Raw genomic sequence first — 25,838 nt, 5'->3', positions numbered from 1 at the left:
GCCGCGTTCCGGGCACGTTACGCGTCGTCCGCCGCGCCGGTCCGGTACGAGGCGAGGAACGCGGCGATCCGGCGCACTGCTTCCTCAATGTCTTCCACGGACGGAAGGATGACAAAGCGGAAGTGGTCCGGCCGGGGCCAGTTGAACGCCGTGCCGTGCGAGACCAGGATCTTCTGTTCACGCAGGAGGTCCAGGACGAACTGTTCGTCGCTCTTGAACGGGTAGAGCTCCGGGTCAAGGCGCGGAAACAGGTACATGGCCGCCGCCGCGGGGACGCACGTGACGCCCGGAATGGCGGTGAGCAGCTTATGGGCGCGGTCCCGCTGCTCGCGGAGGCGGCCGCCCGGCCGGACCAGGGCCTCGATGCTCTGATAGCCGCCAAGGCACGTCTGGATCGCGTGCTGGGCGGGGACATTGGGGCACAGGCGCAGGGAAGCCAGCAGCTCCAGGCCTTCCCGGTAGGCCAGCGTTGCGGCAAGCGGGCCCGTGACGGCCACCCAGCCTGCGCGGTACCCCGGCATCCGGTAGGCCTTGGAGAGGCCACTGAACGTCAGGACGCAGATGTCCTCGGCCACCGAGGCCGTATGGATGTGCTGCGCATCCTCGTACAGGATCTTCTCGTAGATCTCGTCCGAGAACAGCACCAGGTGGTGTTTGCGCGCCAACGCGGCAAACTGTTCCAGGACGTGACGCGGGTACACGGCTCCTGTGGGGTTGTTCGGGTTGATGATCACGATTGCCTTGGTGCGCTTGGTGATCTTTGCTTCGACGTCGGCCATGTCCGGCCACCAGTGTTCGTCCTCGTCGCACAGGTAGTGCACGGGCTTTCCGCCGGTCAGCGTGACGGCCGCCGTCCACAGCGGGTAGTCGGGGGCCGGAATGAGGATTTCATCGCCGTCTTCCATGAAGGCCTGGAGGCACATGGAAATGAGCTCGCTGACGCCGTTGCCGATGAAGATGTCCTCGACGCCGATCTGCATCAGGCCGCGGGTCTGGTAGTACTGCGAGATGGCCGTGCGCGCGGAGAAGATTCCCTTGGAATCGCTGTAGCCCTGCGCCCCGCGCAGGTGGTGGATCATGTCCACCACTACGGACTCGGGGGTCTCCAGTCCGAACGGCGCGGTGTCGCCCAGGTTCATCTTCAGGATCCGGTGCCCTTCGGCTTCCATCTCCTTCGCCGCCTGGAGGATGGGCCCGCGGAGTTCGTAGCGGACGTTCTGGAGTTTGCTGGAGTGTTGCATGGGACGCATGCTTGATCATTTCACAGCGCCGGGCGCTGGGCACGGGCCGCGTATCGCGCAGGGCTGCGTTGCAGCCCCGGTCCCCGGCCCGGGCGGTCTACACTGTGGTCAGCGCCCTTGAAGCAGCCCGGGGGATTCCTTATCTGTGCCGGGGGACAGACTGTTGAAGCGTATCCATGCAAGCGGCCCGATTGACTCGCCGCAACCGGCGGCAGGGCCGGGCAGTGACAGGCCGCCAGAGGAGGGCGCATCACCGGCCCGGGATGCGCTGTTGGCAGACCGGATCGACCGGTTTTTCGGCCGGCTCGGAGTCCGGGGCCGTGTGGTGATGGGCCAACTGCCTCTTTCCGTTACCTTGTTCCTGGTTGTGGTTGCTGCCGCGCTCTTCAGCCCGGCAACGCTGGCGGACGACGCGTTCAGGATTGCCTTGCTGGCACATGCCACGTTGCTCGGCCTCTGCCTGGCCGTTCCCTGGGGGAGGCTGCACCCCGAAGCGTTCACGCTGATGCCGGTCCTGGACTGCGTTGCCATCGGATTCACGCGGCAAGCCGGCGGCCCCAGCTTCAACGTCCTGAGCCTGCTGCTGGTGTTCCCGGTGGTCTGGCTGTCCGTGAGCCGGCACCGGCACCGGGTTGTCCTGGCAGTCCTCGCCAGCGTACTCAGCACCGTCGTCCCTGCCGCCGTCCTGGGGGCGGACCCGGCTCAGGGTTCCATGATCCGGACAATCTTCCTGCCGCTCCTGATGGCTGCCATCGCGGTGACGGCCCACGTGGTGGCCGGCGCCCTTGACCGGCAACGCGCGACGTTGGTCCGGAAGGACCGTGACCTGGCAGCGACCCTCGCTGAGAGCGTCCGACGCCAGCGGCTGCTTGATGCCGTGCTTTCAGCCGTTGATGTGGGTGTCTGGGTGGTGGACGCAAACGGTCAGGATGTGCTGACCAACAGGGCGATGCGGACCGACCCCTCGTTGGCCCGGCTGATCGCCGCGACGGGATCCCCGCAGCTCTTTTATGGTGACAGGACCACCCCCGTGCCGCCGGACGGGTTCCCGGCAGTGCGGGCATCCCGCGGTGAGGCGTTCACCAATGAGCTGTACTGGGCGGGCGGGGATACCGGGCAGCGGGCCTATTCCGTGAGCGGCCGCGCCATCCGGTCCCTGGACGGGGACAACACGGGGGCTGTGGTCACCTTCGCCGACGTCACCACGCTGATCAACGCCCTCGCTGCCAAGGACAACTTCGTTGCCACGGTGTCCCACGAGCTGCGCACGCCGCTGACGTCAATACTTGGTTACCTGGAACTGGTCATTGACGAACCGGGCCACGAGGACATAGAGGCTGAGCTGCGGATCGTGGAGCGGAATGCCGGCCACCTTCTGGGCCTCGTGAATGACCTGATTGCCGTCGCTTCTGAAAACGTGGAGCTCGTCCTGCAGGAGACGGACGTCGCAGGTATCCTCGCCGCCGCCGTGGCCGCCAACCACGAGAAGTCTGCACTCTGCGGAGCGGCCCTGGTGCTCGACACGGAAGGACCGCTGACTGCCCGGGTTGACCCGGTCAGGATCCGCCAGGTGGTGGGCAACCTGATATCGAACGCGGTGAAGTTCTCACCGGACGGCGGAAGGATCACCGTCCGGGCGCGCAGGAACGGCGAGGAACTGGTCTGCTCGATCACCGACAACGGCATAGGTATGACGAAGGAAGATCAGGAACAGGCCTTTGCCAAATTCTTTCGATCCGCCCGGTCCCGCGATACGGCCATTCCGGGAGCAGGCCTTGGCCTTCCCGTCAGCAAGACCATCATCGAAGGACACGGAGGATCAATCAGCCTCACCAGCGCGCCGGGAAAGGGCACAACGGTGTCCTTCGTCCTTCCCGCGGCCTCCGGCCCGGCCGGCTCCCGCAAAAGAATTTTCGGCACCGCGTAACTTTTCCGGAACATGCAGCGATGTAAGGGGAGTGCGGACCGCGTCCGCACAGCTTGAGTGGCCGGATCCAACCTGGCCGTTACTGACACTGTTGTATATGTTTTCGGAGGGTTTCATGTCCTTGTTCACTGTTTTTGCCACTAGTAAGGTTGCCGCGAGCGCATTGGCGGCCGGTACGCTGGCGGTCGGTGGCACCGGCGCAGCAGCCTTTGCCGGAGCCCTTCCTACTGACGTTCAGCAGAGCGCCCACGAACTGCTCGGCGCCCCCGCCCCGCACGTCGGCGGCGTCTCAGGGACCGCCACGGCCGGCGCCACCGCCGAAGCTTCCGCTTCCGCCACGCCGTCCGCTTCCGCTTCGGCTGATGCTGCAGCAACCGGCTCCGATGAGGACGCCAGCGCTGAAGCCTCGGCAACCGCCGTCGGCCCGGACGCCACCGGCCCCGCCGCCTACGGCCTGTGCACCGCCTTCACCAAGGGCGGCCTGGACGCATCCTCCACCGGTTTCAAGTCGCTGGCCATCGCCGCTGAGGGCGAAGCCAACGTCGAAAGCTACTGCGCGGACGTAACCGCCGCAGGCAAGGCAGCTGCCGAGTCCGAGGGCAGCAAGGTTGAAGGTGCGGGCTCCGGCGAGGCCGCAGCAGACGTTCAGGCTCCGGAGGTGCCGGAAGCCCCTGAGCTGCCCACCGAGGCAGCAGTTCCGGCCACCCCGGAAATCCCCGCCGAGGTCCCCACCCAGCTCCCTGAGCTGCCCACCTCAGCTGGCCGTCCGTAACGCAGCCGCCTATGGTGGACCGCGGGACTTCTCGCTGTGGCGGAAGTCCCGCGGTGCAACCGGCCCGGGTTCGCAGCCTTCCGAACCTCGGACAGATGTGAGCGCATTGAGCGGGATGGAGGAGCCTTAGGGTGCTGGACACTTTGGCAGATGAATACGTGCACACGGACGGGACCGACCCCGCCGTGTTGTTCACCCTTGTCTACCGAAAGTTCTCCGGCGCAGTGCTTGGTTACCTCAGGGCTCGCGGAGTGGATGATCCCGAGGCGGTCACCCAGGACGTGTTCCTGGCCTTCTATCCGAAGCTTGACGGACTGAGCGGCGGACTGCAGGGCGCCAAGTCGCTCATTTTCTCCATTGCGCATGCGCGGATGGTGGATTATTACCGCCGCAACGAGCGCACTCCGTCCCTCAGCCCCTACGAGTCCGAACTCGACGGCCGCAGCTCGGCTTCAGCCGAGGAACTGGCGCTCGCGAAAGTGGACGCCGGTGGCGCCGGAGCCCTTCTTGAAGGACTCAGCCCGGACCACCAGGAAGTCCTCGCCCTGAGGGTGGTGGCGGACCTGTCCGTGGAACAGGCCGCCGAGATCATGGACAGGACCCCCGGGGCCGTCAAACAGTTGCATCGACGGGCGCTCATCGCCCTTAGGGAACGCGCCTCAATAGGAAGCCAGGCACATCATGAGTGACAACTCCTCATCCCGGAACCAGCGGATCATCGACGAACTGCTGGCCGACGCCGGCATGGAAGACGCAGGCGAACTGCGCCCCGTCCTGCTGGAACTGCGTGCACTGGCCGCCGACAGCCCGCGGCCGTCCGCCGCGGTGGAAGCGCTGATGGCGCCGGCCGCAACGCTGACAGCACTTCCCGCTGTTCCTGCCGAACCTTCCGACGCCCGCACGCTCGCCATGGCACTGCCTGCCACCTCTTCCGCCGAGCCCGCACCCGCCGGTCCGGCCCTGGACGAGCTGGCCGCCCGACGACGGCGCAAACGCCGGCTGCCGCTTACGGCGCTTTCCGTCGCCGCTGCCCTGGCCGCCGGGGGCGCCGCTGCGGCAGCCTCCGATGAAAACTTCCGCCACACCCTGGGTAACGTCGGACATGCCGTCACCTTCTTCGTGGGGACCATGACGCCGGGAGGCGGGGGAAGCACGCCCGGCCAGCCGGTGCCGGGTACCGGTGGAACGGCGCCTGGCGCACCCGCGCCCGCCTCGCCGGTGCCTTCGCCGAGGGACGGCGGATCAGTCTCCGGCGTGCAGCCCGGGCAGGGCAGCGCCGGGGAACCCGCCGCCCCCTCGCCGGGCACCGTCCCCACGCCCGGACACACCCTGCCGGGGAAACCCGATCCCCGCGACCCGGCCAACGTTCCGGGGCTTGGACAGCTGCCCTCGGGCAAGCCGCTTCCAACCGCCCCCGTGAGCCCCGGCCCGTCCGACCTTGTTCCCACATCGCCGGTGGAGCTGCCCGTCCCGGAGTTGCCGGCTCCCTCCCCGGTCCGCTAGCCGCGTCGCCGGCCGGGGCTCTGTGCTGAAACCCAGACTCTGCGTTAACCCGTTGGCTAGTAGCCGCCGGCAGCGGGCTTCAGCATGTCGCCTGAAGGGCCCACCAGGTACCAGACTCCGTTCACGCCCTGGCCGGTGATGTCACCTGCGGCTTTGTCCTTGACGTAGTAGTAGACCGGCAGGCCGTTGATCGTCACCTGCTTCTTTCCCTCCGGCGTAGCGATGGTTGCCACCGTCCCCGTAACGCCGTCAACGGCCGGCGCGTCCGATTCCGTGAGGACCGGCGGCCACGCGGCGATGCAGGCTCCGGTGCACGCACTGGCGCCTGAATCCTTCACGTCCTTGGTGAAGAAATAGACGCTCATCCCTTTCGCATCCACCACGATCCGGCCCGCCGCCGATGACGCAGTCTTCAGTTCAGCCGCTCCGGCGGGGACGGGGGCTGACGAGGTTTCTGCGGGGGCGGAGGCCGCCGTCGTACCCTGCGCAGTGGTTGGCGCCGAGGTCCCGGTTCCGCCGCCGCAGGCGGTGAGGGCCGCGGCCAGCGCCACAACGTACAGGCCTGTTCCCCAATGCTTCTTCATGTCCGGCTCCTTGGATTCGTGCCGGCCAATAGGTGCGATATCAGTGCGGGCCGGCGCTATCCGGTACGACGTGCCAGGGAACAGAATGGTTCACAAGCAGAATCGTTCTGAAAGGTGCCCACATGCCCCGGGCGGCGGTGAACCATTTCGGGCCGGACGGCGTCATAACTGGGGAACGGCGGGCGTCCGGCCGGCCGCGGCAGCACGAGGCAGCACACACAATGCAGGGCACCGTCAGCACAGCGGGAGGGGCGGGGATGCCGCTCGATGAAGACGTGGTGGCAGCGATCTACCGGGAGCACGGCCCGGCGCTGCGGCGCTTTGTGCTGAGCGCCTGCAGGGATCCGCAACTGGCTGAGGACGTGGTCCAGGAAACCGTGCTCCGGGTCTGGCAGCAGGCCCCGGAGATTACCGGCAGCCTGCGGAGCTACCTCTTCCGCACCGCCCGGAACATCATGATCGATAACTACCGCAAGGCCCAGCGCCGTCCCCTCGAAGCGGCCGAACGGGACGTGGCAGACCCCGCGGAAGCCACTGAACGCGTTGACGAACTGCTCAACCGCGTACTGATGGAGGAAGCCCTGCTGCGGCTGAGCGCCGAACACCGGGACGTCCTGGTGGCACTGCACTACCGCCGCTGCACTGTCGCGGAAACGGCCGTGGAGCTGAGCATTCCCGCCGGTACGGTGAAGTCCCGTGCGTTCTATGCGGTGCGGGCGCTGCGGACCATCCTGGACGAAATGGGGGTGCAGCGGTGAGCAGTGCGGACGTGCACCAACTGCTGGGAGCCTACTTGCTGGGCGGTCTGGAGCAGGCTGACGTGTCGCGGTTCGACCAGCATCTGGCCGGGTGCGCGGAGTGCCGGCGGGAGCTGGACGAACTCGCCAGCCTCCCGGCCCTTCTGGACGCCCTCCCCGTTGCCGACGCCGTCGCCCTGGCCGGGCCGGCGCCCGCGGCGGCAGCCCCGGAAGCCACTGCGTTGGGGGCAGTAGCTTCCGCAGGGGAGCCCGCCGCGCTGCTGGACGAGCTGGCAGCACGGCGGCGGAAATCACGACGGCGGTGGGCGGCTTTCGTCGGGGCGGTGGCCGCCGCGTGCCTGGCGGCGGGGGTGTTGGCCGCTCCGCTGCTCAACCAGCCTCCCCGGCCGGATGCCAGCTATTCAGTGGAGGCCCCGGGCGGCCTCCAGGTCCAGCTTGCCCTGGTGAAGAAGGCGTGGGGGACGGAGGTCTCGTTTTCCGGGACCAGCCTGCCCACCCAGGGCACCCTGTCCCTGTGGGTCAAGGGCCAGGACGGCACCGAAGACCGTGCCTGCAGCTGGTCCGCGACGCCCGGGGGCCGGTCCAGGATCACCGGGGCAACACCCACCCAAATCAGCCGGATCAGCAGCGTGGAACTGCGCAACGAGGGCCAGAAGACAGTGGCTGTCATTTCCATGGTGGACGGCTCGTCCGGAGCCCATTGACGCGCTCTGCACCCGGTGGGACGCTGGGCACATGGTCCGCGGCAGGACCGGGCGTTTTGCCCGGATTCAGCCCTTTGGCATCGACAAGGTGGCAGCCGCCGTCGGTGGTGATCCCGACGTGCTCCGGATGGAGAACCTGGACACGGACATCGCGCCGCCGCCGTCGGCCATCATCGCCACCCGCGACGCTGTGGGAAACAAAGCCGCCAACAGCTGGCTGCCCTTCACCGGCACGCTGGCCCTCCGCCAGGCCGTGGCGCACCGGCTCAGGCAGCAGACCGGGCTCTCTTACGATCCCCGTTCCGAGGTGGTGATCACCGGCGGCGCGCTCGCCGGAATGCTGAGCGTACTCCTGGCAACCGTGGACCACGGCGACGAAGTGATCCTCACGGATCCCACCTATGCGGGCATGATCAACAGGGTCCGGCTTGCAGGGGCCATCCCGGTGTTCGTTCCGCTGATGGTCTCAGGGGGGCGCTGGCGCCTGGATCCGGCGAGGCTTGCCGCGGCGGTTTCCGCGCGCACCCGGGCCATCCTGTTAATGAGCCCCGCCATGCCCACCGGCCACGTGCTCAACGACGCCGAATGGGGTGCCGTGCGTGATGCCTGCCTGCACGCGGATTGCTGGCTGCTGTATGACGCCGCCATGGACCGGATCCTGTTCGACGGCCTGCCGTACCGTCATCCTGCGTCGTTCCCGGAGCTGGCCCCGCACACCATCACCATGGGCGGCGTCTCCAAGAACTACCGCATGATCGGCTGGCGCGTCGGCTGGGTTGCCGGCCCCCCGGAGGTGATGGGGGACGTGGCCCTCGCCGCGATCTACAACACTGCCGTGGCCAGCGGTTTCAACCAGGCCGGGGTCCTCGCCGCACTGACCAACAGCGACGACGGGATCACCGGTGCCGTGCGGGAGTGGCAGTCGCGCCGGGACTTGGTGACCGACGAGTTGGCCGGGCTGCCCGTGGTGGTGCCTGAAGGCGGCTGGTCGCTGTTGTTGGACGCCGAGGCGCTGGGGATGCGGGCGCCGGAGTTGTCCAGGCGGCTCCTGGTGGCGGGCCGGATCGCCGCCACCCCCATGACGGCGTGGGGCCAGGACGTGGCTCCCCGGTACGTACGGCTGGTCTACGCCACCGAACCGGTGGAGCGGCTGCGCGGTATCGGTGCGCGTGTCAGGGCCGCCCTCGAGGGCCCGGAACCGGTTCGCGGGTTCGGCCCGGCGACGGCGTGACGTCACGCAGTTCGCGGCCCGGAGCCACGAACTCGGGCGACTTCGCGGGGTGCTAGGACTGCAGGGCGCGGAACTCCGCCACGAGCTGCGGGTCCTCGCACGCCCGGGCGAATGCTTCGATGCGCTTTTCGATCTCACGGCCCAGCAGCCGGCTGCCGATCCGCTCCGCCACGGGACGCAGCCACGCCGGCCGGCAGGTAAAGGTGTACTTCCAGACGGCCCGGGTGCCGCCGTCGGCCGGGGTGAAACGCCAGCCGCCGCCGAAGTTGCCGAAAAACCACGGCCCGGACACCATGGTCATGCCTACGTTGCGGGGCGGTGCGTAGGAGACGTATTCGCTCACCATCACCAGCCCCATCTTCGAGACAGTCCGGGTGCGGACGCCCTTGCCGGCGGCCCGGGCGCCGTCCAGCCAGCCCTGAGCCGAAATGAACGGATCCCACTTCAGCCGGAAGTCGCCTGTGGTCTGGGAGAACGCAAAGGCGGTCTCAGGGTCGAGTCGGATGAATCGTTCGGCGCGTACCTGGGGCATGCGTCCACCCTAGTCGGGCGGGTGCCCGGGCAGCTCACATCTTCGCCAGCTTTGCCCGCATTATCGAGTACACGCCGTAGCAGATCAGGCCGATCCCGGCGGCGGCCAGCAGGTACAGCCCGAACGGCTGGTCACGCAGCGCCTTCAACCCGCCGTCGAGCCCGGTGGATTCCTCCGGGTGTGACCGGATGGTGGCAATGACGATCAGCAGGCCCACCAGCAGCAGTGCGAAGCCCTTCGCGACGTAACCCACCACGCCCAGGGCGGTCACCGCGGTTCGCATGGTGCCGGGGGCAGGCATCCTGAGGTTCTTTTCGAACGACTTCCGGACGCCGCGGATCCCGTACACGATTCCCGTGACGGCCACCGCTGCGCCGATGACGATCAGCAGCGCTATGCCGCCGGGGGCCCTCATCAGCGCGATGGTGAAATCGCTCGTGGACTGGCTGTTGTCCTTTCCGGCGCCGATGGCGAATGAGGCCAGCGTGACGGCGAAGGCGGCAAAGACCACGGCCTGGCCTGCCGCCTTGAGCTTCTTGCCGATCTTTTCGCGCTTCGGCAGGTGGCTGAAGTCGAAGATCGCATCGCTGGTCTGCCAGATTGCCAGCGCCACGCAGGCGGCGAAGCTGCTCCACAGCAGGATGGGACCGGCTGGCTGGCCGGAGAGTTCCTGCACGGCACCGCTGACGTCAGCCTTGCCCTGGCCGCCCATGGCCAGGCGGATGGCGATGGCGCCCACGAGGAAATGCAGGATGCCGCTCACTGCGAACCCTGCGCGGGCCATGAGCTCCAGCGGCCGCGAATTGGTGACTTCCTCAGCCGTCCCGGCGGCTTCTCTCAGTTCTTTTTTGATGTCCGGACCCTCGTGCAGTTCTCGTGGCCGCGGGTCTGTCCCGCAGGCGGTGGTTAAAGGCCAATCGTGCCACGGGAACCGGTTCCGGAACAGCTCGCGGTCCGGTGCCGGGCGCGACAGTAGGCTGGGACGATGGCCACCGGCAGTCCAGCGAAGACCCTGATCCGCGACGTCCGTCCCTGGGGCGGCGAACGCTCCGACGTAACGCTCGACGGCGGGGTGATCGCCGCCGTCGTCCCCCACCTCCCGGAGCGGGAAGCGGTGCACGGCGCGGCGCCGTCGGCAGGACGGGGAACCGCCGCGGCGGCCGGTCCGGGCGCCACCGTGGTGGAGGGCCGCGGGCGGCTGCTGCTCCCCGCGTTTTCCGACGTCCACGTGCACCTGGACTCCAACCGGCTTGGCCTGCCGTTCCGCGAACACACCGGCGGACCGGGCGTGTGGACCATGATGCTGAACGACCGCAACAACTGGCGCCGGGCGGAGACGCCCATCATCGAGCGGGCGGCCACTGCACTGGGAATGATGGTGGCTCGGGGAACCACCCGCGTGCGGACGTTCGCGCAGGTGGATTCCGACTGCGGGCTGGAGCGCTTCGACGCCGTGGCAGCGGCCCGGGAGCGTTTCAAGGACTCGGCCGATGTCCAGATCATTGCTTTTCCGCAGGCCGGGCTGCTGCTGGAGGACGGTTCGGCCGCGATCCTGGAACAGGCCCTGCGCGAGGGAGCGGACGTGGTGGGCGGAATCGACCCCTGCACGCTGGACCGGGATCCCGTCCGGCACCTGGATATCGTGTTCGGGCTGGCGGAAAAGTACCAGGTTCCGGTGGACATCCACCTCCACGAGCCCGGGGAGCTGGGGGCGTTCAGTGCCGAGCTGATCGTGGAGCGTACCCGGGCCCTGGGCATGGAAGGGCAGGTGACCATCAGCCACGGTTACGGGCTGTGGAGCATGGGCGAAGCGAAAACCCGCCACCTGGTGGAAATGTTCGCGGACGCGGACATTTCCACCGCCACCGTGGCGCCGGGCACCGGCCCTGCCCTGCCGCTGCAGCAGCTGGTTGAGGCGGGGGTCCGGGTGGGCCTGGGGGAGGACGGCCAACGGGACTACTGGAGCCCTTACGGCAATGCGGACATGCTGGACCGGACCTGGCAGCTCGCGTTCACCCAGGGCTTCCGGGCGGACGAACTGATCGAACATTGCCTTGCCGTGGCCACCGTGGGCGGCGCGTCCATCATGGGCGCACTGCCCCGGCTCACCGCCGTGGCGGACCGGCCGGGCCTGGCCGCGGGGGACCCGGCCTCGGTGGTGGTGCTCGACGGCGAGACGCCCGCCGCGGCGGTCATGGACCGGCTTCCGGACCGCACCGTGATCCACCGCGGCAGGGTGGTGGCGGACGGACTCAGGCTGCTGGCGGGGCCCCATGGGGAGTGATGCCCATGGCACCCCCTGGCGCAACATGGCACGATATGGACCAGCCACCACCTCGCAACTGCATCATTCTCTGGGGAGACATCATGACTTTTTACGGTGCTGACGTCAGTCAGCTTCGCGCCTTGGCCAAGGCCGCAGACAAAGCTGCTTCACTGCTCAGCACCAGGGCGTCCTCGCTGCAGAGCCAGATCCTTGCTGCCCCCTGGAAAGGCGGCGACGGCGAGCGTTTCCGGCAGGAGTGGACGGGCAGCCACCGTCCCAGCATCGAACGGGTGGTTGCAAGCCTCCGGCAGAACTCGAAGGTCCTGCTCCAGAACGCCGCGGAGCAGGAAAAGTCCTCGGCGGCCGGCACGGGCGGCACCAGCGCGGGGCCGGGCGGCCTGAAGGGCCTGTTCGACCAGATGAAGAACTGGGCGCAGGAGAAGCTCGAGGCTGCCCGCGAGGCGGCCGAACACCGCGCCGACCTCCAGGGCCAGCTGGACACGATGGCCGGGGCCAGCCCGGAGGAACAGGCGAAGTGGTGGGACAGCCTCTCGGCGGCGGACAAGAAGTACCTGATCGAGGGCGAAGGCCCGGACGGTCCGCTGGCCAAGGACCTGATGGCCATGGACGGCGGGATCCCGGAATCAGCGCAGGACCTCGCCCGGCAGCACCTGCTGGAGCTGGCCAAGGAAGACATCCCGGTCTACACGGAGACGGGCAAGGCCTCCATCGAAGCCCGTGTCCTGTGGGTCCACGGCGGCGCCGAGGTGGGCACCGAAGTGGTGGAAAACGCGGATGGCTCGGCCACCGTGAAGGTCTACGGCAACATGGGCCTGGGCGTGAACGACGCTTCCGGGTCCGCCGGTGCCACCCTGACCGGCGAGGTGGCCCGCGAATACACGTTCGACAGCATTGAAGAAGCCATGGCGGCGCGGAACCAGATGTACGCGGACCTCCCGCCGGACAGTGTGGGTGACATCAAGGACGTGGCCGGCAACCCGCCGGACTACATCCTGGACACCCTGAACGAGGCCGCCTCAGACAATGGCTCCAACGGCCACGAGGACAAGGCCAAGGGATCGCTGAGCTTTGAGGCAGGGGCCGATTCGGCCGATGCCGCCGCCTCCGCGAAGCTGGAACTGGCCTATGAAAAGAACCTCAGCGACGGGACGTCCAAGGGCAGCGTGGAAGTCTCCGCGAAGGGCAACCTGGACCTGGACGGGCGGACGTTCGAGGCTTCGGGCAAGGGCGGCCTGGAGCTGAACATGGACAAGGACAACAACCTCAGTTCGGTGTCCCTGTCCATGGAGGGCACCGTGGCGCAGGGCGTCAAGGAGGGCATGGATGTCAAGGCCGGCAGCGTCGAGTCCAGCGTGACGGCAGGCACCCAGGGCACCGTCAAGATCGACATCGACTACACGCCGGAAAACAGCGCCGTGATCGACAGCTACATGAAGAACGTGGCGCTCGGGAACGACGCCGCTGCCGCCCGGGACGCAGCAAAGCTCTACGAGGCGGGCTCGGCCACGGTCCAGGTTAACAGCGTGGTCACGGCGTCCAACGAGGCCGGTTTCGACGTCAAGGCCGGCGAGGTCAAGGTCAGCACGGAAAACCAGGTCAGCACGAACGTCAGCACGTACCAGAAGGTCCCGAACGACACCAAGCTCTCCCGGCTCTAGTTTCGCCTGGCCTATCAACGCCGCCGCTGCCCCATAAACACTGAGTTACCGCTGAAGGAGCAACACCAGCCATGACAGTTCACATCGAATCCCCGCTCGGTTTCACCGCGGACTTCCCCGAGCACACCCTGGTCCTGGACGACTCCACCGCCGGCCCCAACACCGAACAGTACGGCCTGCTGGGAGACGTCCTCGTCACCGTCATCAAGGATGACACCTCCGTGGAAGGTCCGGCCGAGGCCAACGGCTGGGCGCACCTGATGTCGGCCCACTACCTTGACGAGCGCGGCGGCAACCTGCTGACTGAGGGCGAACTGAACCTTCCCGGCAAAGCCGCCTACGCCGTCGTCGTCGGCTATGACGACAAACGGGGCGACGCGAAGGCGGCCGCCACCGTGGGGGTGTGGGAAAAGGACCAGTTCATCGGCGTCGTGGTGATCTGGCCCTATGTTGACCCCCAGCTCGAGCCGCGGATCGGCCTCCTCAAAGACGTGGTCGGCGCCATCAAGGTGAGCTGACCGGCGCCAGCCCGCGGGAATCAGCGGAGGGGCGTTGCGGTGCGGCGGCCATGCTGCATCATAGCCGCCGGTAGCAAAGATCGAAGATGAGGCGGCCTGCTTCGTGGGCCTTGTTTTCGAAGCTTGTCCGGATGCGGCCCTCGAAGCGCGGCGCCCAGCCCCCGGTTTCGTCCACGCCTTCGTTGGGTCCGGTGTGTTCGGTGCTTACCGGGGCACGGCCCTCCTTGACGGGCGCGCCGCCCACCAGGGATTCGACGCCGGACTGCCACACCTGGGTGAGCGGGCTTTCGGGACCCCGGCGCTCGCCGTCGTGCAGGTTCACGAAGTCGGCCGACCCGGCCATGACGTCGCGGACGTGCACCGCGTAGTTGGACCAGTCGGTGGCTACGCGGAACAGGCCGCCCGGCTTCAGGGCGGCGGCGACGAGCGCGGCGAACTCGGGCTGGATGAGCCGGCGCTTATGGTGGCGTGATTTGTGCCAGGGGTCGGGGAAGAAGACCCACACCTCGCTGACGGAGCCTGCCGGGAGCATGGTGGCCAGGACTTCCGGAGCGTTGGCTTCCACGACGCGCACGTTGCTGAGCTTGCGGCTGTTGATCTTGATCATCGTGTTCGCGAGCCCGGGGGTGTAGACCTCCACGGCCAGGAAGTCCCAGTCCGGGTTCTCCTCCGCGGCGTGGCAGACGGCGTCGCCGAGGCCCGAACCGATCTCCACGATCAGGGGCGCCGTGCGGCCGAACTCCGCTTCGGCGTCGAACACGTAGTCCGGGTGCACCGAGGTGTTGGCGATGTGCCGCGGCACGTCCACCGCCCAGCGGTCCGAGTGCTCTTCCCAGGCCTGCTGGCGGCGGCCCTGCAACCGGGTTCCGCGGCGCACGAAGCTGACCGGCCGGCCGCCGTAGGTGCCGAACGAAGCCTGGCTGCCGGGGGTCACGGGCCGGGAGGCCTGCGACTGCCCGGGGGCTGATTCAGAGGCTGCGTCCGGTGACTGGGCAGCGGAAGGCTCGGGGGTTTCTGGGGATTCACTCATCCCCTCCAGAATAGTTGAGTTTTTGTCCAGATAACGTGCCTTGGGAGCGCTCCAACCCGCGACAAGTGGACGAAAACTCCACTGGCCGGGGGTGCCTCCTTGCCTTTCGAGCCGGCATCAGTCATGCGAGACTGTCCAGCATGACTGATGCCATGCGCAACTATTGGGACAGCCAAGCCGAAACGTTCGACGACGAAGCGGACCACGGGCTCCCTGACCCAACCGTTCGCAGCGCATGGGAGGCGCTGCTGCTGCCGCTGATCCGGCAGCCCGCCAGCGAGGTGGCCGATCTTGGCTGCGGCACCGGCAGTCTTTCTGTGCTGCTGGGCAACGCCGGCCACAGGGTCTGCGGCGTGGACTTTTCACTGCGGATGGTAGACATCGCCCGGGCCAAGGCCGCTGGCGCCGGGGTGCCTGCGGAGTTCGTTCTGGGCGACGCTTCAGCTCCGCCTCTGGCACCTGCGGCTTTTGACGTGGTTCTGGCCCGCCACGTCCTCTGGGCACTCCCTGATCCGGATGCCGCCCTTGCACGCTGGTCCCGGTTGCTGCGCGGACCCGGCACCTTGATCCTCGTGGAAGGGCTGTGGGGGACCGGCGCAGGGATTCCGGCGCAACGCTGTCTGGAACTGGTGCGCGGCCACCGCACGAATGCCACCTTGACCATGCTCACGGACCCGGCGCTCTGGGGCAAGGAGATCACGGATGAGCGCTACTTGATAGTCAGCACGTGCTAGCTGCGGCCTCTGCCTGCCGCGGGCCTGCAAGAATGGGCCGGTGACCGAAGCTAAGAATGCCGCCGCGAAAACCGACGCTTCCGGGCGCGCCCGGAGTCAGAACCCCGGCACCCTGGTGGACGCCGAAATCGACGAGCTCCCCGCCGCAGAGCCCACCCGCGTCGGCAGCCGCCGCGGACTGGTTTACCTCGGCGTATGCCTGGTGCTGATCGGGCTGAACCTGCGGACGGTGTTCTCCAGTTTCGCCGCGGTGCTGCCGGAAATACGGTCCGACGCCGGCCTGCCGGGCTGGGCAGTGGTGGTCCTCACCACCGTGCCGGTGACACTCCTGGGAGTATTCGCGCCACTGGCGCCCGTCCTCGCCCGGCGTTTCGGTGCCGAGCGGGTGCTGCTTGGAGCCATGGCGGTGCTCACCGCCGGGTTGCTGCTGCGCCCTGTCGACCTGCCGGGCGCCGGTCACCTGCCCGCCCTCCTTGCCGGAACAGCTGCCTGCGGCGCCGCGATAGCCCTGTGCAACGTGCTGCTGCCCGGCCTGGTGAAGCGCGACTTCCCGCACCGGCTCGGGCTGATGGGCGGCCTTTACACCACGGCGATCTGCGCCTCGGCCGCCCTGGGCGCAGGGTTCACCTACCCGGTGTTCTCCGCCTCGGCGGAGTGGACGGCGGCGCTGTGGTTCTGGGCGCTGCCCGCGGCCGTCGTATTTCTCCTGTTCCTTCCGCTTGCCCTTCGGCAGCGGCACCCGCGGCACCAGGCCGTTGCCGACGGTGTGAACGTGTGGCGCTCGGCGGTGGCCTGGCAGGTCACCATCTTTATGGTGCTGCAGGCCATGATGTCCTTCAGCGTGTTCGCCTGGCTGGCACCCATCCTGCGGGAGCGCGGAGTGGACGGCGGGACGGCCGGGCTGATCGTCTCCGCGTCCATCGTGCTGCAGATGCTTGGTTCGCTGTTCGCCCCGGCGCTGGCCGCGCGGTTCCGCGACCAGCGGGCCATCAACACGGTGGTGGCGCTGATGACCGGCGGCGGGTTCGCGCTCAGCATCTTCGGGCCGCTGGACTTCATCTGGGTGTGGACCGGGCTGCTGGGCCTCGGGCAGGGCAGCCTGACCGCGGTGGCGCTGACCATGATCATGCTGCGCACCCGTGACGGCCACACGGCAGCCCACCTGTCCGGCATGATGCAGGGTGTGGGCTACGGCGTCGGGTCCACGGGCACGCTGATGGTGGGACAACTTCATCAGGCCACGGGGTCCTTCGCCGCCGCCGGGGTGCTGTTCCTCGTGGTCGGGTCGCTCGCCGCAGTGTTCGGGTACCGGGCCGGACGGGACCGCTTCATCGGGGGTTAACAGGCTGAGGGGGCGGCGTCCGGATGTCCTGTCAGTTCAGTTCGGTGGCTCCGGACCGCGGCTGCAGCGCGGTCCAGATGATCACGGTGGCCACCAGCGCGATGGAGATCAAACCAAGCCCGGAATAGCCGACGGCGGCCAGCACCGGGCCGGCCAGCGCACCGCCGGTAGCCGCGGCTGCGTTCATGCTCAGGTCCGAAACGCCCTGGATGGCCGGCCGGTCCTGCACCTGTGCCGATTCGGCCACCAGCGCGGACCCGGCAACCACCGAGGCGGACCAGCCAAGCCCCAGCAGGATCAGGCTTGCGGTCACGGCCGGGCCGGAATCCGACGCGAATCCGGCCAGCACCAGCGAAAACAACAGCATGGCCTGGCCCAGCAGGATGGTGCGCAGCCGGCCCGCTTTGTCCGCCATCCAGCCGAATACGGGGGACAACCCGTACATGCCGGCGATGTGCAGGCTGATCGTCAGGCCAACCACTGTGAGGCTGGCCCCGTGGTCGCGCAGGTGGACGGGCGTCATGGACATGAGCGCCACCATGGTGGCGTGGCTGAGGGCGACGGCGGCCACCGCATACCTCGCCCGGGGGTTGCTGCGCAGGATCCGCAGGCCGCTCTTGGGCTGGGGCGCTTCGAGGTCGGGCACGCGGGAAGCCATCGCGGTGAGGAGCGGGTCCGGCCGCAGGCCGGTTGCATAAACGACGGCGGTTGCAAGCTGGGCGGCCACGGAAAAGGCGAATGCGCCGGTCAGCGGGGGCAGGCCGAGCGCGGCACCCACCACCTCGCCGGGGCCGAAAAGGTTCGGGCCCAGAACGGCTCCGATTGTTGTGGACCAGACCACGATCGAGAGGTCCCGGCCCCGCGACCCGGGGAGTGAAAGATCGGTTGCGGCGAAACGTGCCTGCAGGTTCACCGCGGAGCCCGCTCCGAGGAGCATGAGGCCCAGCAGGAGCAGCGGAAAGACGGCAAGTGCCGTGGCAGTGATGGCCACGATGGCGCCGGCGCCGGCAATGAGGGCGCCCGTGGACAGTGATACCCGGCGCCCGCGGGCCTGGGCAAGCCTGGCCAGGGGGACAGCGGCGAGGGCGGCGCCGAGGGTGCTCATCGTGGCAGCCATTCCGGACCACGCGTTGGATCCGGAGAGCTGGGCTGCCAGCAGGGAACCCAGGGAAAGCGTCGCGCCCATGCCGATGCCGCCGAGGATCTGGCCGCCGACCAGGACGGTGACAACGCGGCGCTGCAAGCTGCGGTCTTCCGGGACGGGGTGGGGCAGGCCGGGCTGGGCCGGGCTGGCGGCGTGGCCCGGCGTTGCCCCGTGCAGCTTCCTGCTTACAGGCCGGTCCTCTGCGTTCATGCTGATCCTTAGCTGCGTGTCCTTGGCGGGAAGGGGCGGCCGGAGCACGTCCGGCCGCCCCCGGGCGGTTCCAGCCCCTTAGCCGCAGAGCTGTCGCAGAACCTTAGTTGCAGAGCTGTCCGAAGGTGGCGCCGGCCTTCTGGTAGCCCGCCTGCAGCTCGGCCACCTTCCCGGCGTCGGGGTTCTCCTTGGCGTTCTCGTCCGCGTAGTCCAGGATGGCCTGCACGGCGGGCTTCATCTCGTCTGAGGCCCCTCCGACGAGCGGGCGGAGCTTGTTGCCCAGAATGATCATTCCCGTCTTGCCGGCGTTGGCGCTGGGGTCCGTCACAACGATCTTGAGCCGGTCGCAGGTTTCAGCGGTGGTCAGTTTTGCCGGCGCGGAGCAAGCGGAAGCGGAGATGATGAGCCCGGCGGCGAGCAGGGCCGTGGTGAGTTTCTTCATGGTTCCCTTAATAGATGACTGTCGGTCGATTGTACGCAGGTCCCGCTGGGCCTCCGGTGTGCGTACCCGGCCTGTGACGCTGCGGGGAACGCTAGTGCGTCAGGTCCTTGCCCTTGGTCTCCGGGATGGTGAAGACAAACGCGATGCCGATCAGCAGCAGGAGCACGGCGTAGACGTTGAACAGGTTGGCCTGTCCGACGGTGCCGAGCCAGGTCTGCAGGTAAGGGGCTGTGCCGCCAAAGACGGCAACGCAGATGGAGTAGGGGACGCCGACGCCGACGGTGCGGATCCGGGTGGGGAAGAGCTCGGCATACACGGCCGGAACGATGGCGGCGCTGGCTGCGATGAAGAACAGCATCACGGACATTGTGACGGCCAGCTGCCAGGGGGAGTCCTTCAAGAGCCAGGTCATGGGGAAGTGCAGCAGGGCGGCGCCGGCGGAGCCCATGATCAGGACCGGTTTGCGGCCGATCCGGTCGGACAGTTTGCCCCAGAACGGCAGGGCGGCGATGAAGACGATGTTGGCGATCACGCCGGCCCAGAGGGCTTCGCCGCGGTCCATCTTCAACGTGGTTGCGGCGTAGCTCGGCGCCACGACGCCCCAGATGTAGTAGCTCACGGTGAGGCCCACCGTCAGGCCGATGACCTGCAGGGCCTGCTTGCGGTGCCGCCAGATCTGCGGCCACATCGGCTCATGCTTCTCGGTGGGAGTCTCGGACTCGAAAGCCGCCGTCTCCTTCATCCTGGCGCGCATCACCAGGGCATAAACCCCCAGGGCGCCGCCGATCAGGAACGGGATGCGCCAGCCCCAGGCGTTCATGTCGGCCTGGCTAAGGACGTTGGACAGGATGGCGCCGAGCAGGGTCCCGGCCAGGATGCCGGCGGTGCCGGAGGTGTAGATGAGCGTGGCCCAGAATCCGCGCTTTTCCTTGGGCGCCATTTCTGAGAGGTAGGTCTGCGACGACGGCAGCTCCCCGCCGTGGGCCAGGCCCTGGATCAGGCGGGCCACCAGCAGCATCACGGACGCAAAGGCGCCAACAGCTTCGAAAGTGGGGGCGACGCCGATCAGCAGGCTGCCGAGCGCCGCCAGGCCGACGGCGAACGTCATGGACGTCTTGCGGCCGATCCGGTCACCGATCCACCCGAACACGAAGCCGCCGAACGGGCGGGCCACGAAGCCGACGGCGAAGATCGCCAGGGTGGCGAGGAAGGCCGACGTCGGATCCGCTTTGCTGAACAGCGCGCTGGCGATAAACGGCGAGAACGTGGCGTAGATCGCCCAGTCGTACCATTCAACGGCGTTGCCTATGCCGGTGCCGATGAGGGTCCGCAGGTGGGACTTGTGAACCTGGACCTCGGCTGGCATGCCTACGGTGGAAGTCATGTGGGGCTCCAAAAAGTGGTGGGAAGGTCAGTTGCCGGCAGCCGCAAGGGCCGCGATGCGGGAAACAGCGAGCTCCGCGTAGAGCGCTGCGCCGTCGGAGAGGACGCCGTCGTGAAAGGTGGCGTAGGGGGAATGGTTGAACGGGGTGGACGTGTGGTCCGCACCCGGGGCAACGGCGCTGAGCCCGATGAAGGTTCCGGGCACCTCCGCCATCACCCGGGAGAAGTCCTCCGAGCCGCTGAGGGGGGTGGCCCAGCGGGTGAGGCGCGAATCTCCGAACAGCTCCTGGATGGTCCTTTCGGCAGTGTTCGTCTCGTCCGCGTCCGTGACGCTGAGCGGGTACTCGGAGCGGTAGTCGACGTCCACCTCGAGGCCGTGGGCGGCGGCGATGCCTTTGAGGAGGACCGGAATGGCCGTCATCATCCGTTCCCGGGATGCATCGGAGAAGGTGCGGATGGTGGCTTCGAAGCGCGCGGATTCAGGGATGACGTTGCGCTTGGTGCCGGCCTGCAGGAGGCCGACCGTGAGGACTACGGGATCGAACATGTTGAACTGGCGGGTGATCATCACCTGCAGGGCGGTCACCATTTCGGCAACGGCCGTAACGGGGTCCTTTGCGGAGTGCGGCGCGGAGCCGTGGCCGCCGGCGCCCAGGACGGTGACGAAGAGTCCGTCGGATGCGCTCAGGATGACGCCGGGCTTGGTGCAGAACTGCGCGTGCGGTTCAAGAGCGGAGAACACGTGCATGGCGTAGGCGGCGTCCACGCGCCGGCCGGCAGCGTCCAAGACGCCTTCGCGGATCATGTGGGAGGCGCCGTCGAAGCCTTCCTCGCCGGGCTGGAACATCAGGACAACGTCGCCGGCGAGCTCGTCCCGGCGGTCCGCCAGCAGCCGGGCGGCGCCGGCCAGCATGGACGTGTGGAGGTCATGGCCGCAGGCATGCATGGCGCCGTCGATGCGTGACGTGAAGTCCACGCCGGTACGTTCGTGGACGGGCAGGCCGTCCATGTCCGCACGGAGCAGGACCGCCGGCTTCTCGGCCGACGCGTGCGGCGCGCCGCCGCGCAGGACTGCAGTGACCGACGTCGTGCTCTCACCAAGGGTGATTTCATACGGCAGGCCGTCCAGGGCCCTGAGCACCTTTTCCTGGGTCCGGGGGAGGTCCAGACCGATCTCCGGCTCCCGATGCAGTTCGTGGCGGAACCGGGCAATTTCGCCCTGCAGTTCCTTGGCATCGGCGGTGATCGACATGTGCTCTCCTCATTTCCGAACGATTGGTAAGTGACCTGCGTCCATTCTGGAGTGAGCTGGTTCACAACCAGGGAAATAGCTCGAAAAAATCAAAAGTAAGATGGAATCTGCAGGATTCGCGCATGGGAAAAGGTGGTGGTGCCAGATGGATGTCAGCGAAGACGATCTCGAACTGATCAATGCGCTGCAGATCGCGCCCCGTGTCAGCTGGTCTGATGCCGCCGGCGTCCTGGGGGTGCATGCCACCACCCTGGCGGCCCGCTGGGACAGGCTTCGGGCTGCCGGCGCCGCCTGGACAACAGCCCACCTGATCGGCGACCCCAAGCAGATGTGCCTGGCACTGGTGGACGTGGACTGCGAAATGCGGCAGCGCGCTGACGTCACGGCGTCGCTCGCGGCCATCCCGGAAGTGGTCACAGTGGAGGAAGCCGCCAGCAACCGCGACCTGATGCTGACGGTGATCACACCCACCCTGGACCGCTTCAGCGACACGGTGGTGCCGCAGTTCAAGGAGATCCCGGGACTGCTCAAATACCAGACCTCACTCTGCACCCGGCTTCATGTGGGCGGTTACGCCTGGCGGCTCAACGTTCTGAGCAAGGCACAGCAGAGCGCCTTCAACGCACTCGCCGGACCCGAGGCGGCCGGCTCCGTGCCGCCCGCCGCTACGGGAGCCCCGCTGCCGCAAAGCCACCTGGACCTGATTCCGTTCCTTGCGCAGGACGGGAGGGCAACGGCAGCGGATATCGCCCGCAGCCTGGGCCGGAACCCGGCCACCGTCCAGCGGCAGCTGAACCGCCTGCTCTCCAGCCAGTTGCTGTCCTTCCGCTGCGAAATCGCGCAGAAGTACTCCGGCTACCCGGTCACGTGCCAGTGGTTCGCCAATGTGCCGCCCGGCCGGCACGAGGCCGCCGCGGCCGAACTGCGCAGCCTCCGCAACGTCAGGCTTGCCGCTTCCACCACCGGCCGGACCAACTTTGTGATCATCATGTGGCTGCAGTCATTGGCCGAGGTGATGAATGCCGAGCTGGCCCTCCAGCAGAAGATCCCCGGGATTGAACTGGCGGAAAGCGTGGTGGTCCTGAGCGCCGCGAAGCGGGTGGGCTGGATGCTTAACCCGGATTCGACCGCCACCGGTGCGGTTGTTCCATCCGTCGGGCTGGGACTGGAGGCTTAGCCTTCGTCGCAGAACAGGTGGTACCAGTTGTCGGCGCCGCGAGTTCAGGATGACCCTGAACGGCACGGCCCGGGGTGTTTAATGGCATGCACCAACCATGTCTACTGATCAGGCAACCACCGTGCAACGAAGCGCCCCCGCCGACGCCCCCGAGAAGGCCGGAATCCTGCACCGCCGCTACCTGCTGGTGACGGCCGGTGCATGCGCCCTGGTGTTCCTGGCCGCCTTCGAGTCCCTTGCCGTGACCACCATCATGCCGCTGGTCAGCCGCGAACTGGACGGCGCCGCCTTGTACGCCCTGGCCTTCGCCGGGCCGCTCGCCACCGGTGTGATCGGCATGGTGGCGGCCGGCAACTGGTCCGACCGCCGCGGACCGGTGGGTCCGCTGTACGCTTCCGTGGCCCTGTTCGTGCTGGGGCTGCTGATCGCCGGAACGGCAGGAAGCATGGCGGCCCTGGTGGGCGGACGGCTGGTGCAGGGCCTTGGCGGCGGCGCCATGACCGTGGCGCTTTACGTTGTGGTGGCGCGCGTTTATCCGCCCGTGCTGCACCCGAAGATTTTCGCCGCCTTTTCCGCGGCTTGGGTCATTCCGTCCCTGGTGGGCCCCTTCGCGGCCGGAATCGTGGCCCAGGCGGCAAGCTGGCACTGGGTGTTCCTGGGTGTGGTGGGCCTGGTGGTGCCGGCGCTCCTGATGATCGTTCCCGCGCTGCGTGGACTGCACCGCAACCCTGCCAAGGCCACCCCTGCCGATGCCGATGCACCGGAAGGAACCACAAGTGCCCAGCGGTGGTCCTACGGCCGGCTCGCATGGGCGGCGCTGGCGGCGCTGGCCGTTCTGGCGCTGAACCTGTCCGCGCAGGTCCCGGGGGTGGGGGGCTATCTGGCGGCGGCCGCCGTCGTGATCGCACTGGTGGCGGTGCGCCCGCTGGTGCCCCGCGGCACCCTGCTTGCCCGGCGGGGGCTGCCGAGCGTCATCCTCGCGCGCGGGCTGGTCTCCGCGGCATTTTTCGGCGCGGAGGTTTATCTTCCGTACCTGCTGGTGGAGCGATACTCCTTTTCCCCGACGTTCGCCGGGCTGACCCTCACCGGCGGTGCACTGGCGTGGGCCGGTGCCTCTGCCGTCCAAGGCCGGATGGGCGGCAGGCTCAGCAACGTCAGGGCCATGAAGATTGGGTCAGTGATGGTGCTCGGCGCCGTCGTCCTGGCCTTGGTGACCACCGTCCTAAGCTGGCCGGCCGCCGTCGCGATTGCGGGCTGGATGTCCGCCGGCTTCGGGATGGGCCTGATGTATCCGCGGCTTAGCGTGATGACCCTGGCCATGTCCACGCCGGACACCGAAGGGTTCAACAGTTCGGCCATGTCCATCTCCGATTCGCTTGGTGGTGCGTTGGCCCTGGCCACCACCGGGATAGTGTTCAGTGCTTTATCCGTAACTGCAGCGGGAACGGCAACGACGACGGCGGGCGGAGTTTCGGGCGCCTCCTTCGCGGGAGTCTTCGCCCTCACGGCCGCCATCGCCGTCGTCGCTGTGGTTGTTGCGCCGCGGGTGGCGGCGCGGAAAAAGTCCTAGCTCAGGGCGTTGACTCGTGCCTTGTCCGAATCGGACTCGGCCTTCCACTCTTCAATCCGGGCCTGCTGCAGCGGTGTCTTGCGGTTGAAATGCCAGGCCGCGCCCAGGATCAGGAACCAGAGGGGGGCCACCACCAGGGCAAGCCGGGTGTCATCGGCCTGGGCAAGAGCCACCAGCATGAACACGAAGAATGCCAGCACCACGTACGGCATAAAGGCGCCGCCGGGCATCTTGAACGCGGACTGGGCATGGAGTGCGGGCCGGCGGCGGCGGAACACGATGTAGCTGACCAGGATCATGGACCAGACAAACATGGTGAGCACGGAGGCGACCGAGGTGACCACGGTGAAGGCGCCGATCACGGAGTCGCCCGAGTAGAGCAGCACCAGTCCGGCGAGCAGGAAGATGCAGGAGAACAGCAGGGCGTTCTGCGGGACCTTGCGGACGCTCAGCTTGCCGAAAGCCTTCGGGGCGTTGCCGTCCTGGGCCAGGCCGTAGACCATGCGGGACGTGGAGTAGATGCCGGAGTTGGCACTGGAAGCCGCGGAGGTGAGGACCACCAGGTTGATGACCACTGCCGCGATTCCCAGGCCGGCCAGGGTGAACATGCCGATGAACGGGCTGCTGGCGGCGTCGATGGTCCGCCACGGGTTGACCGCCATGATGACCACCAGGGCGCCTACGTAGAAGAGCAGGACGCGGATCGGAATGGAGTTGATGGCCCGCGGAAGGTTCTTCTCCGGGTCCTTGGTTTCGGCTGCCGCGGTGCCCACCAGCTCGATGCCGGCGAAGGCGAAGATGGCGATCTGGAAGCCGAGGATGAAGCCGAACATGCCGTGCGGGAACATGCCGCCGTCGTTCCAGATGTTGGCGAGGCTTGCCACTGCGCCGTTAGGGGAGGTGAAGTGCGTTGCGATCATCACGATGCCGGTGCCGATCAGCGCCAGGATGGCAACCACCTTGATGATCGCGAACCAGAACTCGGCTTCACCGAAGGCCTTGACCGTGGGGAGGTTCAGCAGGATCAGCACGACCGGCGTGATCAGGGCCGGGATCCACAGCGGCGTGCCGGGTGCGAGCTTGTCCACGTACCCGGCGATCGCGACGATGTCGGCCACACCGGTCACCACCCAGAAGAACCAGTAGGACCAGCCGGTGAAAAAGCTCGCCCAAGGGCCCAGGAGGTCGCCGGCGAAGTCGCTAAAGGACTTGTAGTTCAGGTTGGAGAGCAGGATTTCGCCCATGGCGCGCATCACGAAGAACAGCATGGAGCCGATGATCATGTAGACGAAGATGACGGACGGGCCGGCCAGGGAGATGGTCTTGCCGGAGCCCATGAACAGGCCGGTGCCGATGGCGCCGCCAATGGCCAGCAGCTGGATGTGGCGGTTGCCCAGTGCCCGGGCGAGGTGCGGTTCCTGGCTGTGGCCTCCGCTGGCGGTTTCCGTTGCAGTGTTCCTGGCAACCGTGGTGGTGCGTTCAGACATCAGTGCTTCTTTCCTTGTCTCAGGCGGACTGCGCCGCAGGCGGTCTGCCGTCCGGCAGGCTGCACCGCCGCCGTCCGCACGGAGCCGCCACGAATGTGACGGAGGTAACAGTTGGGGGTGTGGATTAAGACTAGAGGCCGGTGGGCGGCCCCTCTTTCGAGGCGGGGCAAGCGGCGCCGCCGGGCGGGGCACCGGAAAGCCGACGGCGGGCGGCCCCGATCGTTACTCGGCTTCCACGGCGGGAAAGGGCATGCCCCGGCTTGGTGCCGGGCTGTGCTGCCATGGCCGGGGCCCCCTGTCGTCGTCTCCCGGGGCGGCGGATCAGCCGCTGTCTGCGTCGCTTGCGCCTCGA

The 25,838-nt window shown here is 67.7% G+C and carries 24 protein-coding genes; 14 read left to right on the top strand and 10 right to left on the bottom strand.

The annotated features are described in order from the left end of the window. Positions 1-17: 17 nt before the first annotated feature. Entirely contained in the window at positions 18-1,250 is a 1,233-nt protein-coding gene (locus tag ACSQ12_RS19880) for a pyridoxal phosphate-dependent aminotransferase (RefSeq protein WP_436066626.1), read from the bottom strand. Between the two features lie 262 nt (positions 1,251-1,512). Between ACSQ12_RS19880 and ACSQ12_RS19875 the strand changes: the two genes are divergently transcribed. From ACSQ12_RS19875 to ACSQ12_RS19860, 4 genes are all read left to right on the top strand, one after another. Continuing rightward, a complete protein-coding gene (locus ACSQ12_RS19875) occupies positions 1,513-3,168 on the top strand; it encodes an ATP-binding protein (protein WP_436066625.1) in 1,656 nt (551 codons plus the stop codon). Between the two features lie 115 nt (positions 3,169-3,283). Continuing rightward, positions 3,284-3,940 carry a protein tyrosine phosphatase gene (locus tag ACSQ12_RS19870; RefSeq protein ID WP_436066624.1) on the top strand — a complete coding sequence of 219 codons (657 nt, stop codon included), beginning with the start codon at positions 3,284-3,286 and terminating at the stop codon, positions 3,938-3,940. Positions 3,941-4,071: 131 nt separating this feature from the next. After that, positions 4,072-4,629 (top strand): RNA polymerase sigma factor, encoded by a 558-nt coding sequence (locus ACSQ12_RS19865; protein ID WP_209742125.1) that lies wholly within the window; start codon positions 4,072-4,074, stop codon positions 4,627-4,629. Beyond that, a complete protein-coding gene (locus tag ACSQ12_RS19860) occupies positions 4,622-5,443 on the top strand; it encodes a hypothetical protein (RefSeq protein ID WP_436066623.1) in 822 nt (273 codons plus the stop codon). The genes ACSQ12_RS19865 and ACSQ12_RS19860 overlap by 8 nt, the downstream gene beginning before the upstream one ends. A gap of 56 nt (positions 5,444-5,499) precedes the next feature. Here the strand turns inward: ACSQ12_RS19860 and ACSQ12_RS19855 are convergent, their stop codons facing one another. After that, positions 5,500-6,027 (bottom strand): COG4315 family predicted lipoprotein, encoded by a 528-nt coding sequence (locus tag ACSQ12_RS19855; protein WP_436066622.1) that lies wholly within the window; start codon positions 6,025-6,027, stop codon positions 5,500-5,502. A 257-nt stretch (positions 6,028-6,284) separates the two neighbouring features. Here ACSQ12_RS19855 and ACSQ12_RS19850 point away from each other — a divergent pair, with 257 nt between their 5' ends. Genes ACSQ12_RS19850 through ACSQ12_RS19840 form a run of 3 tightly spaced genes read left to right on the top strand, consistent with a single transcriptional unit; the run spans position 6,285 to position 8,720 of the window. Continuing rightward, the gene (locus tag ACSQ12_RS19850; RefSeq protein ID WP_209742128.1) at positions 6,285-6,785 is read left to right on the top strand and encodes a sigma-70 family RNA polymerase sigma factor; all 501 of its coding nucleotides are present in this window, start codon (positions 6,285-6,287) and stop codon (positions 6,783-6,785) included. After that, on the top strand, positions 6,782-7,489 hold the full coding sequence (locus ACSQ12_RS19845; protein WP_436066621.1) for an anti-sigma factor family protein: 708 nt from the start codon (positions 6,782-6,784) through the stop codon (positions 7,487-7,489). The genes ACSQ12_RS19850 and ACSQ12_RS19845 overlap by 4 nt, the downstream gene beginning before the upstream one ends. Before the next feature lie 31 nt (positions 7,490-7,520). Further along, positions 7,521-8,720: a pyridoxal phosphate-dependent aminotransferase gene (locus tag ACSQ12_RS19840; protein ID WP_436066620.1), complete on the top strand. Its 1,200-nt coding sequence runs from the start codon at positions 7,521-7,523 to the stop codon at positions 8,718-8,720. Between the two features lie 52 nt (positions 8,721-8,772). Here the strand turns inward: ACSQ12_RS19840 and ACSQ12_RS19835 are convergent, their stop codons facing one another. Continuing rightward, entirely contained in the window at positions 8,773-9,252 is a 480-nt protein-coding gene (locus ACSQ12_RS19835) for an SRPBCC family protein (protein ID WP_436066619.1), read from the bottom strand. Positions 9,253-9,286: 34 nt separating this feature from the next. Further along, complete coding sequence (locus ACSQ12_RS19830) at positions 9,287-10,093, bottom strand: DUF1206 domain-containing protein (RefSeq protein WP_436067031.1); 807 nt, start codon at positions 10,091-10,093, stop codon at positions 9,287-9,289. Positions 10,094-10,237: 144 nt separating this feature from the next. Between ACSQ12_RS19830 and ACSQ12_RS19825 the strand changes: the two genes are divergently transcribed. The 3 genes from ACSQ12_RS19825 to ACSQ12_RS19815 all read left to right on the top strand — a co-directional run bounded on the left by ACSQ12_RS19825 (position 10,238) and on the right by ACSQ12_RS19815 (position 13,715). Beyond that, positions 10,238-11,536: an amidohydrolase family protein gene (locus tag ACSQ12_RS19825; protein ID WP_436066618.1), complete on the top strand. Its 1,299-nt coding sequence runs from the start codon at positions 10,238-10,240 to the stop codon at positions 11,534-11,536. Between the two features lie 83 nt (positions 11,537-11,619). Continuing rightward, a complete protein-coding gene (locus tag ACSQ12_RS19820; RefSeq protein WP_436066617.1) occupies positions 11,620-13,197 on the top strand; it encodes a hypothetical protein in 1,578 nt (525 codons plus the stop codon). A gap of 71 nt (positions 13,198-13,268) precedes the next feature. Continuing rightward, positions 13,269-13,715: a hypothetical protein gene (locus ACSQ12_RS19815; protein ID WP_436066616.1), complete on the top strand. Its 447-nt coding sequence runs from the start codon at positions 13,269-13,271 to the stop codon at positions 13,713-13,715. A 58-nt stretch (positions 13,716-13,773) separates the two neighbouring features. On the opposite strand, the gene trmB is transcribed toward ACSQ12_RS19815, so the two are convergent. After that, complete coding sequence (gene trmB / locus ACSQ12_RS19810) at positions 13,774-14,745, bottom strand: tRNA (guanosine(46)-N7)-methyltransferase TrmB (RefSeq protein ID WP_436066615.1); 972 nt, start codon at positions 14,743-14,745, stop codon at positions 13,774-13,776. A gap of 140 nt (positions 14,746-14,885) precedes the next feature. Between trmB and ACSQ12_RS19805 the strand changes: the two genes are divergently transcribed. Beyond that, positions 14,886-15,479: a class I SAM-dependent methyltransferase gene (locus tag ACSQ12_RS19805; RefSeq protein WP_436066614.1), complete on the top strand. Its 594-nt coding sequence runs from the start codon at positions 14,886-14,888 to the stop codon at positions 15,477-15,479. 40 nt (positions 15,480-15,519) lie between these two features. Next, positions 15,520-16,821: an MFS transporter gene (locus tag ACSQ12_RS19800; RefSeq protein WP_436066613.1), complete on the top strand. Its 1,302-nt coding sequence runs from the start codon at positions 15,520-15,522 to the stop codon at positions 16,819-16,821. A gap of 31 nt (positions 16,822-16,852) precedes the next feature. Here the strand turns inward: ACSQ12_RS19800 and ACSQ12_RS19795 are convergent, their stop codons facing one another. The 4 genes from ACSQ12_RS19795 to ACSQ12_RS19780 all read right to left on the bottom strand — a co-directional run bounded on the left by ACSQ12_RS19795 (position 16,853) and on the right by ACSQ12_RS19780 (position 21,252). Further along, positions 16,853-18,175 (bottom strand): MFS transporter, encoded by a 1,323-nt coding sequence (locus ACSQ12_RS19795; RefSeq protein ID WP_436066612.1) that lies wholly within the window; start codon positions 18,173-18,175, stop codon positions 16,853-16,855. Between the two features lie 103 nt (positions 18,176-18,278). Continuing rightward, positions 18,279-18,617 (bottom strand): hypothetical protein, encoded by a 339-nt coding sequence (locus ACSQ12_RS19790; RefSeq protein ID WP_209742137.1) that lies wholly within the window; start codon positions 18,615-18,617, stop codon positions 18,279-18,281. 91 nt (positions 18,618-18,708) lie between these two features. Then, positions 18,709-20,001 carry an MFS transporter gene (locus tag ACSQ12_RS19785; protein WP_436066611.1) on the bottom strand — a complete coding sequence of 431 codons (1,293 nt, stop codon included), beginning with the start codon at positions 19,999-20,001 and terminating at the stop codon, positions 18,709-18,711. Between the two features lie 27 nt (positions 20,002-20,028). Continuing rightward, positions 20,029-21,252 carry a M20 metallopeptidase family protein gene (locus tag ACSQ12_RS19780; RefSeq protein WP_436066610.1) on the bottom strand — a complete coding sequence of 408 codons (1,224 nt, stop codon included), beginning with the start codon at positions 21,250-21,252 and terminating at the stop codon, positions 20,029-20,031. A 145-nt stretch (positions 21,253-21,397) separates the two neighbouring features. Between ACSQ12_RS19780 and ACSQ12_RS19775 the strand changes: the two genes are divergently transcribed. Then, positions 21,398-22,429: an Lrp/AsnC family transcriptional regulator gene (locus tag ACSQ12_RS19775; RefSeq protein ID WP_436066609.1), complete on the top strand. Its 1,032-nt coding sequence runs from the start codon at positions 21,398-21,400 to the stop codon at positions 22,427-22,429. Positions 22,430-22,526: 97 nt separating this feature from the next. Further along, positions 22,527-23,999, top strand: coding sequence for an MFS transporter (locus ACSQ12_RS19770; RefSeq protein WP_436066608.1), 1,473 nt, complete (start codon positions 22,527-22,529; stop codon positions 23,997-23,999). Here the strand turns inward: ACSQ12_RS19770 and cycA are convergent. Further along, positions 23,996-25,486, bottom strand: a complete 1,491-nt coding sequence (gene cycA / locus ACSQ12_RS19765; protein WP_436066607.1) for a D-serine/D-alanine/glycine transporter — start codon at positions 25,484-25,486, stop codon at positions 23,996-23,998. The genes ACSQ12_RS19770 and cycA overlap by 4 nt on opposite strands. Positions 25,487-25,838: the final 352 nt, after the last annotated feature.

Origin of the sequence: Arthrobacter sp. LjRoot14 (genome assembly GCF_964253905.1) — a bacterium.
In the GTDB taxonomy this organism is placed as follows: domain Bacteria; phylum Actinomycetota; class Actinomycetes; order Actinomycetales; family Micrococcaceae; genus Arthrobacter.
The sequence above is the reverse complement of the archived record's forward strand: the minus strand, read 5'-3'. Positions and strand labels throughout refer to the sequence as shown.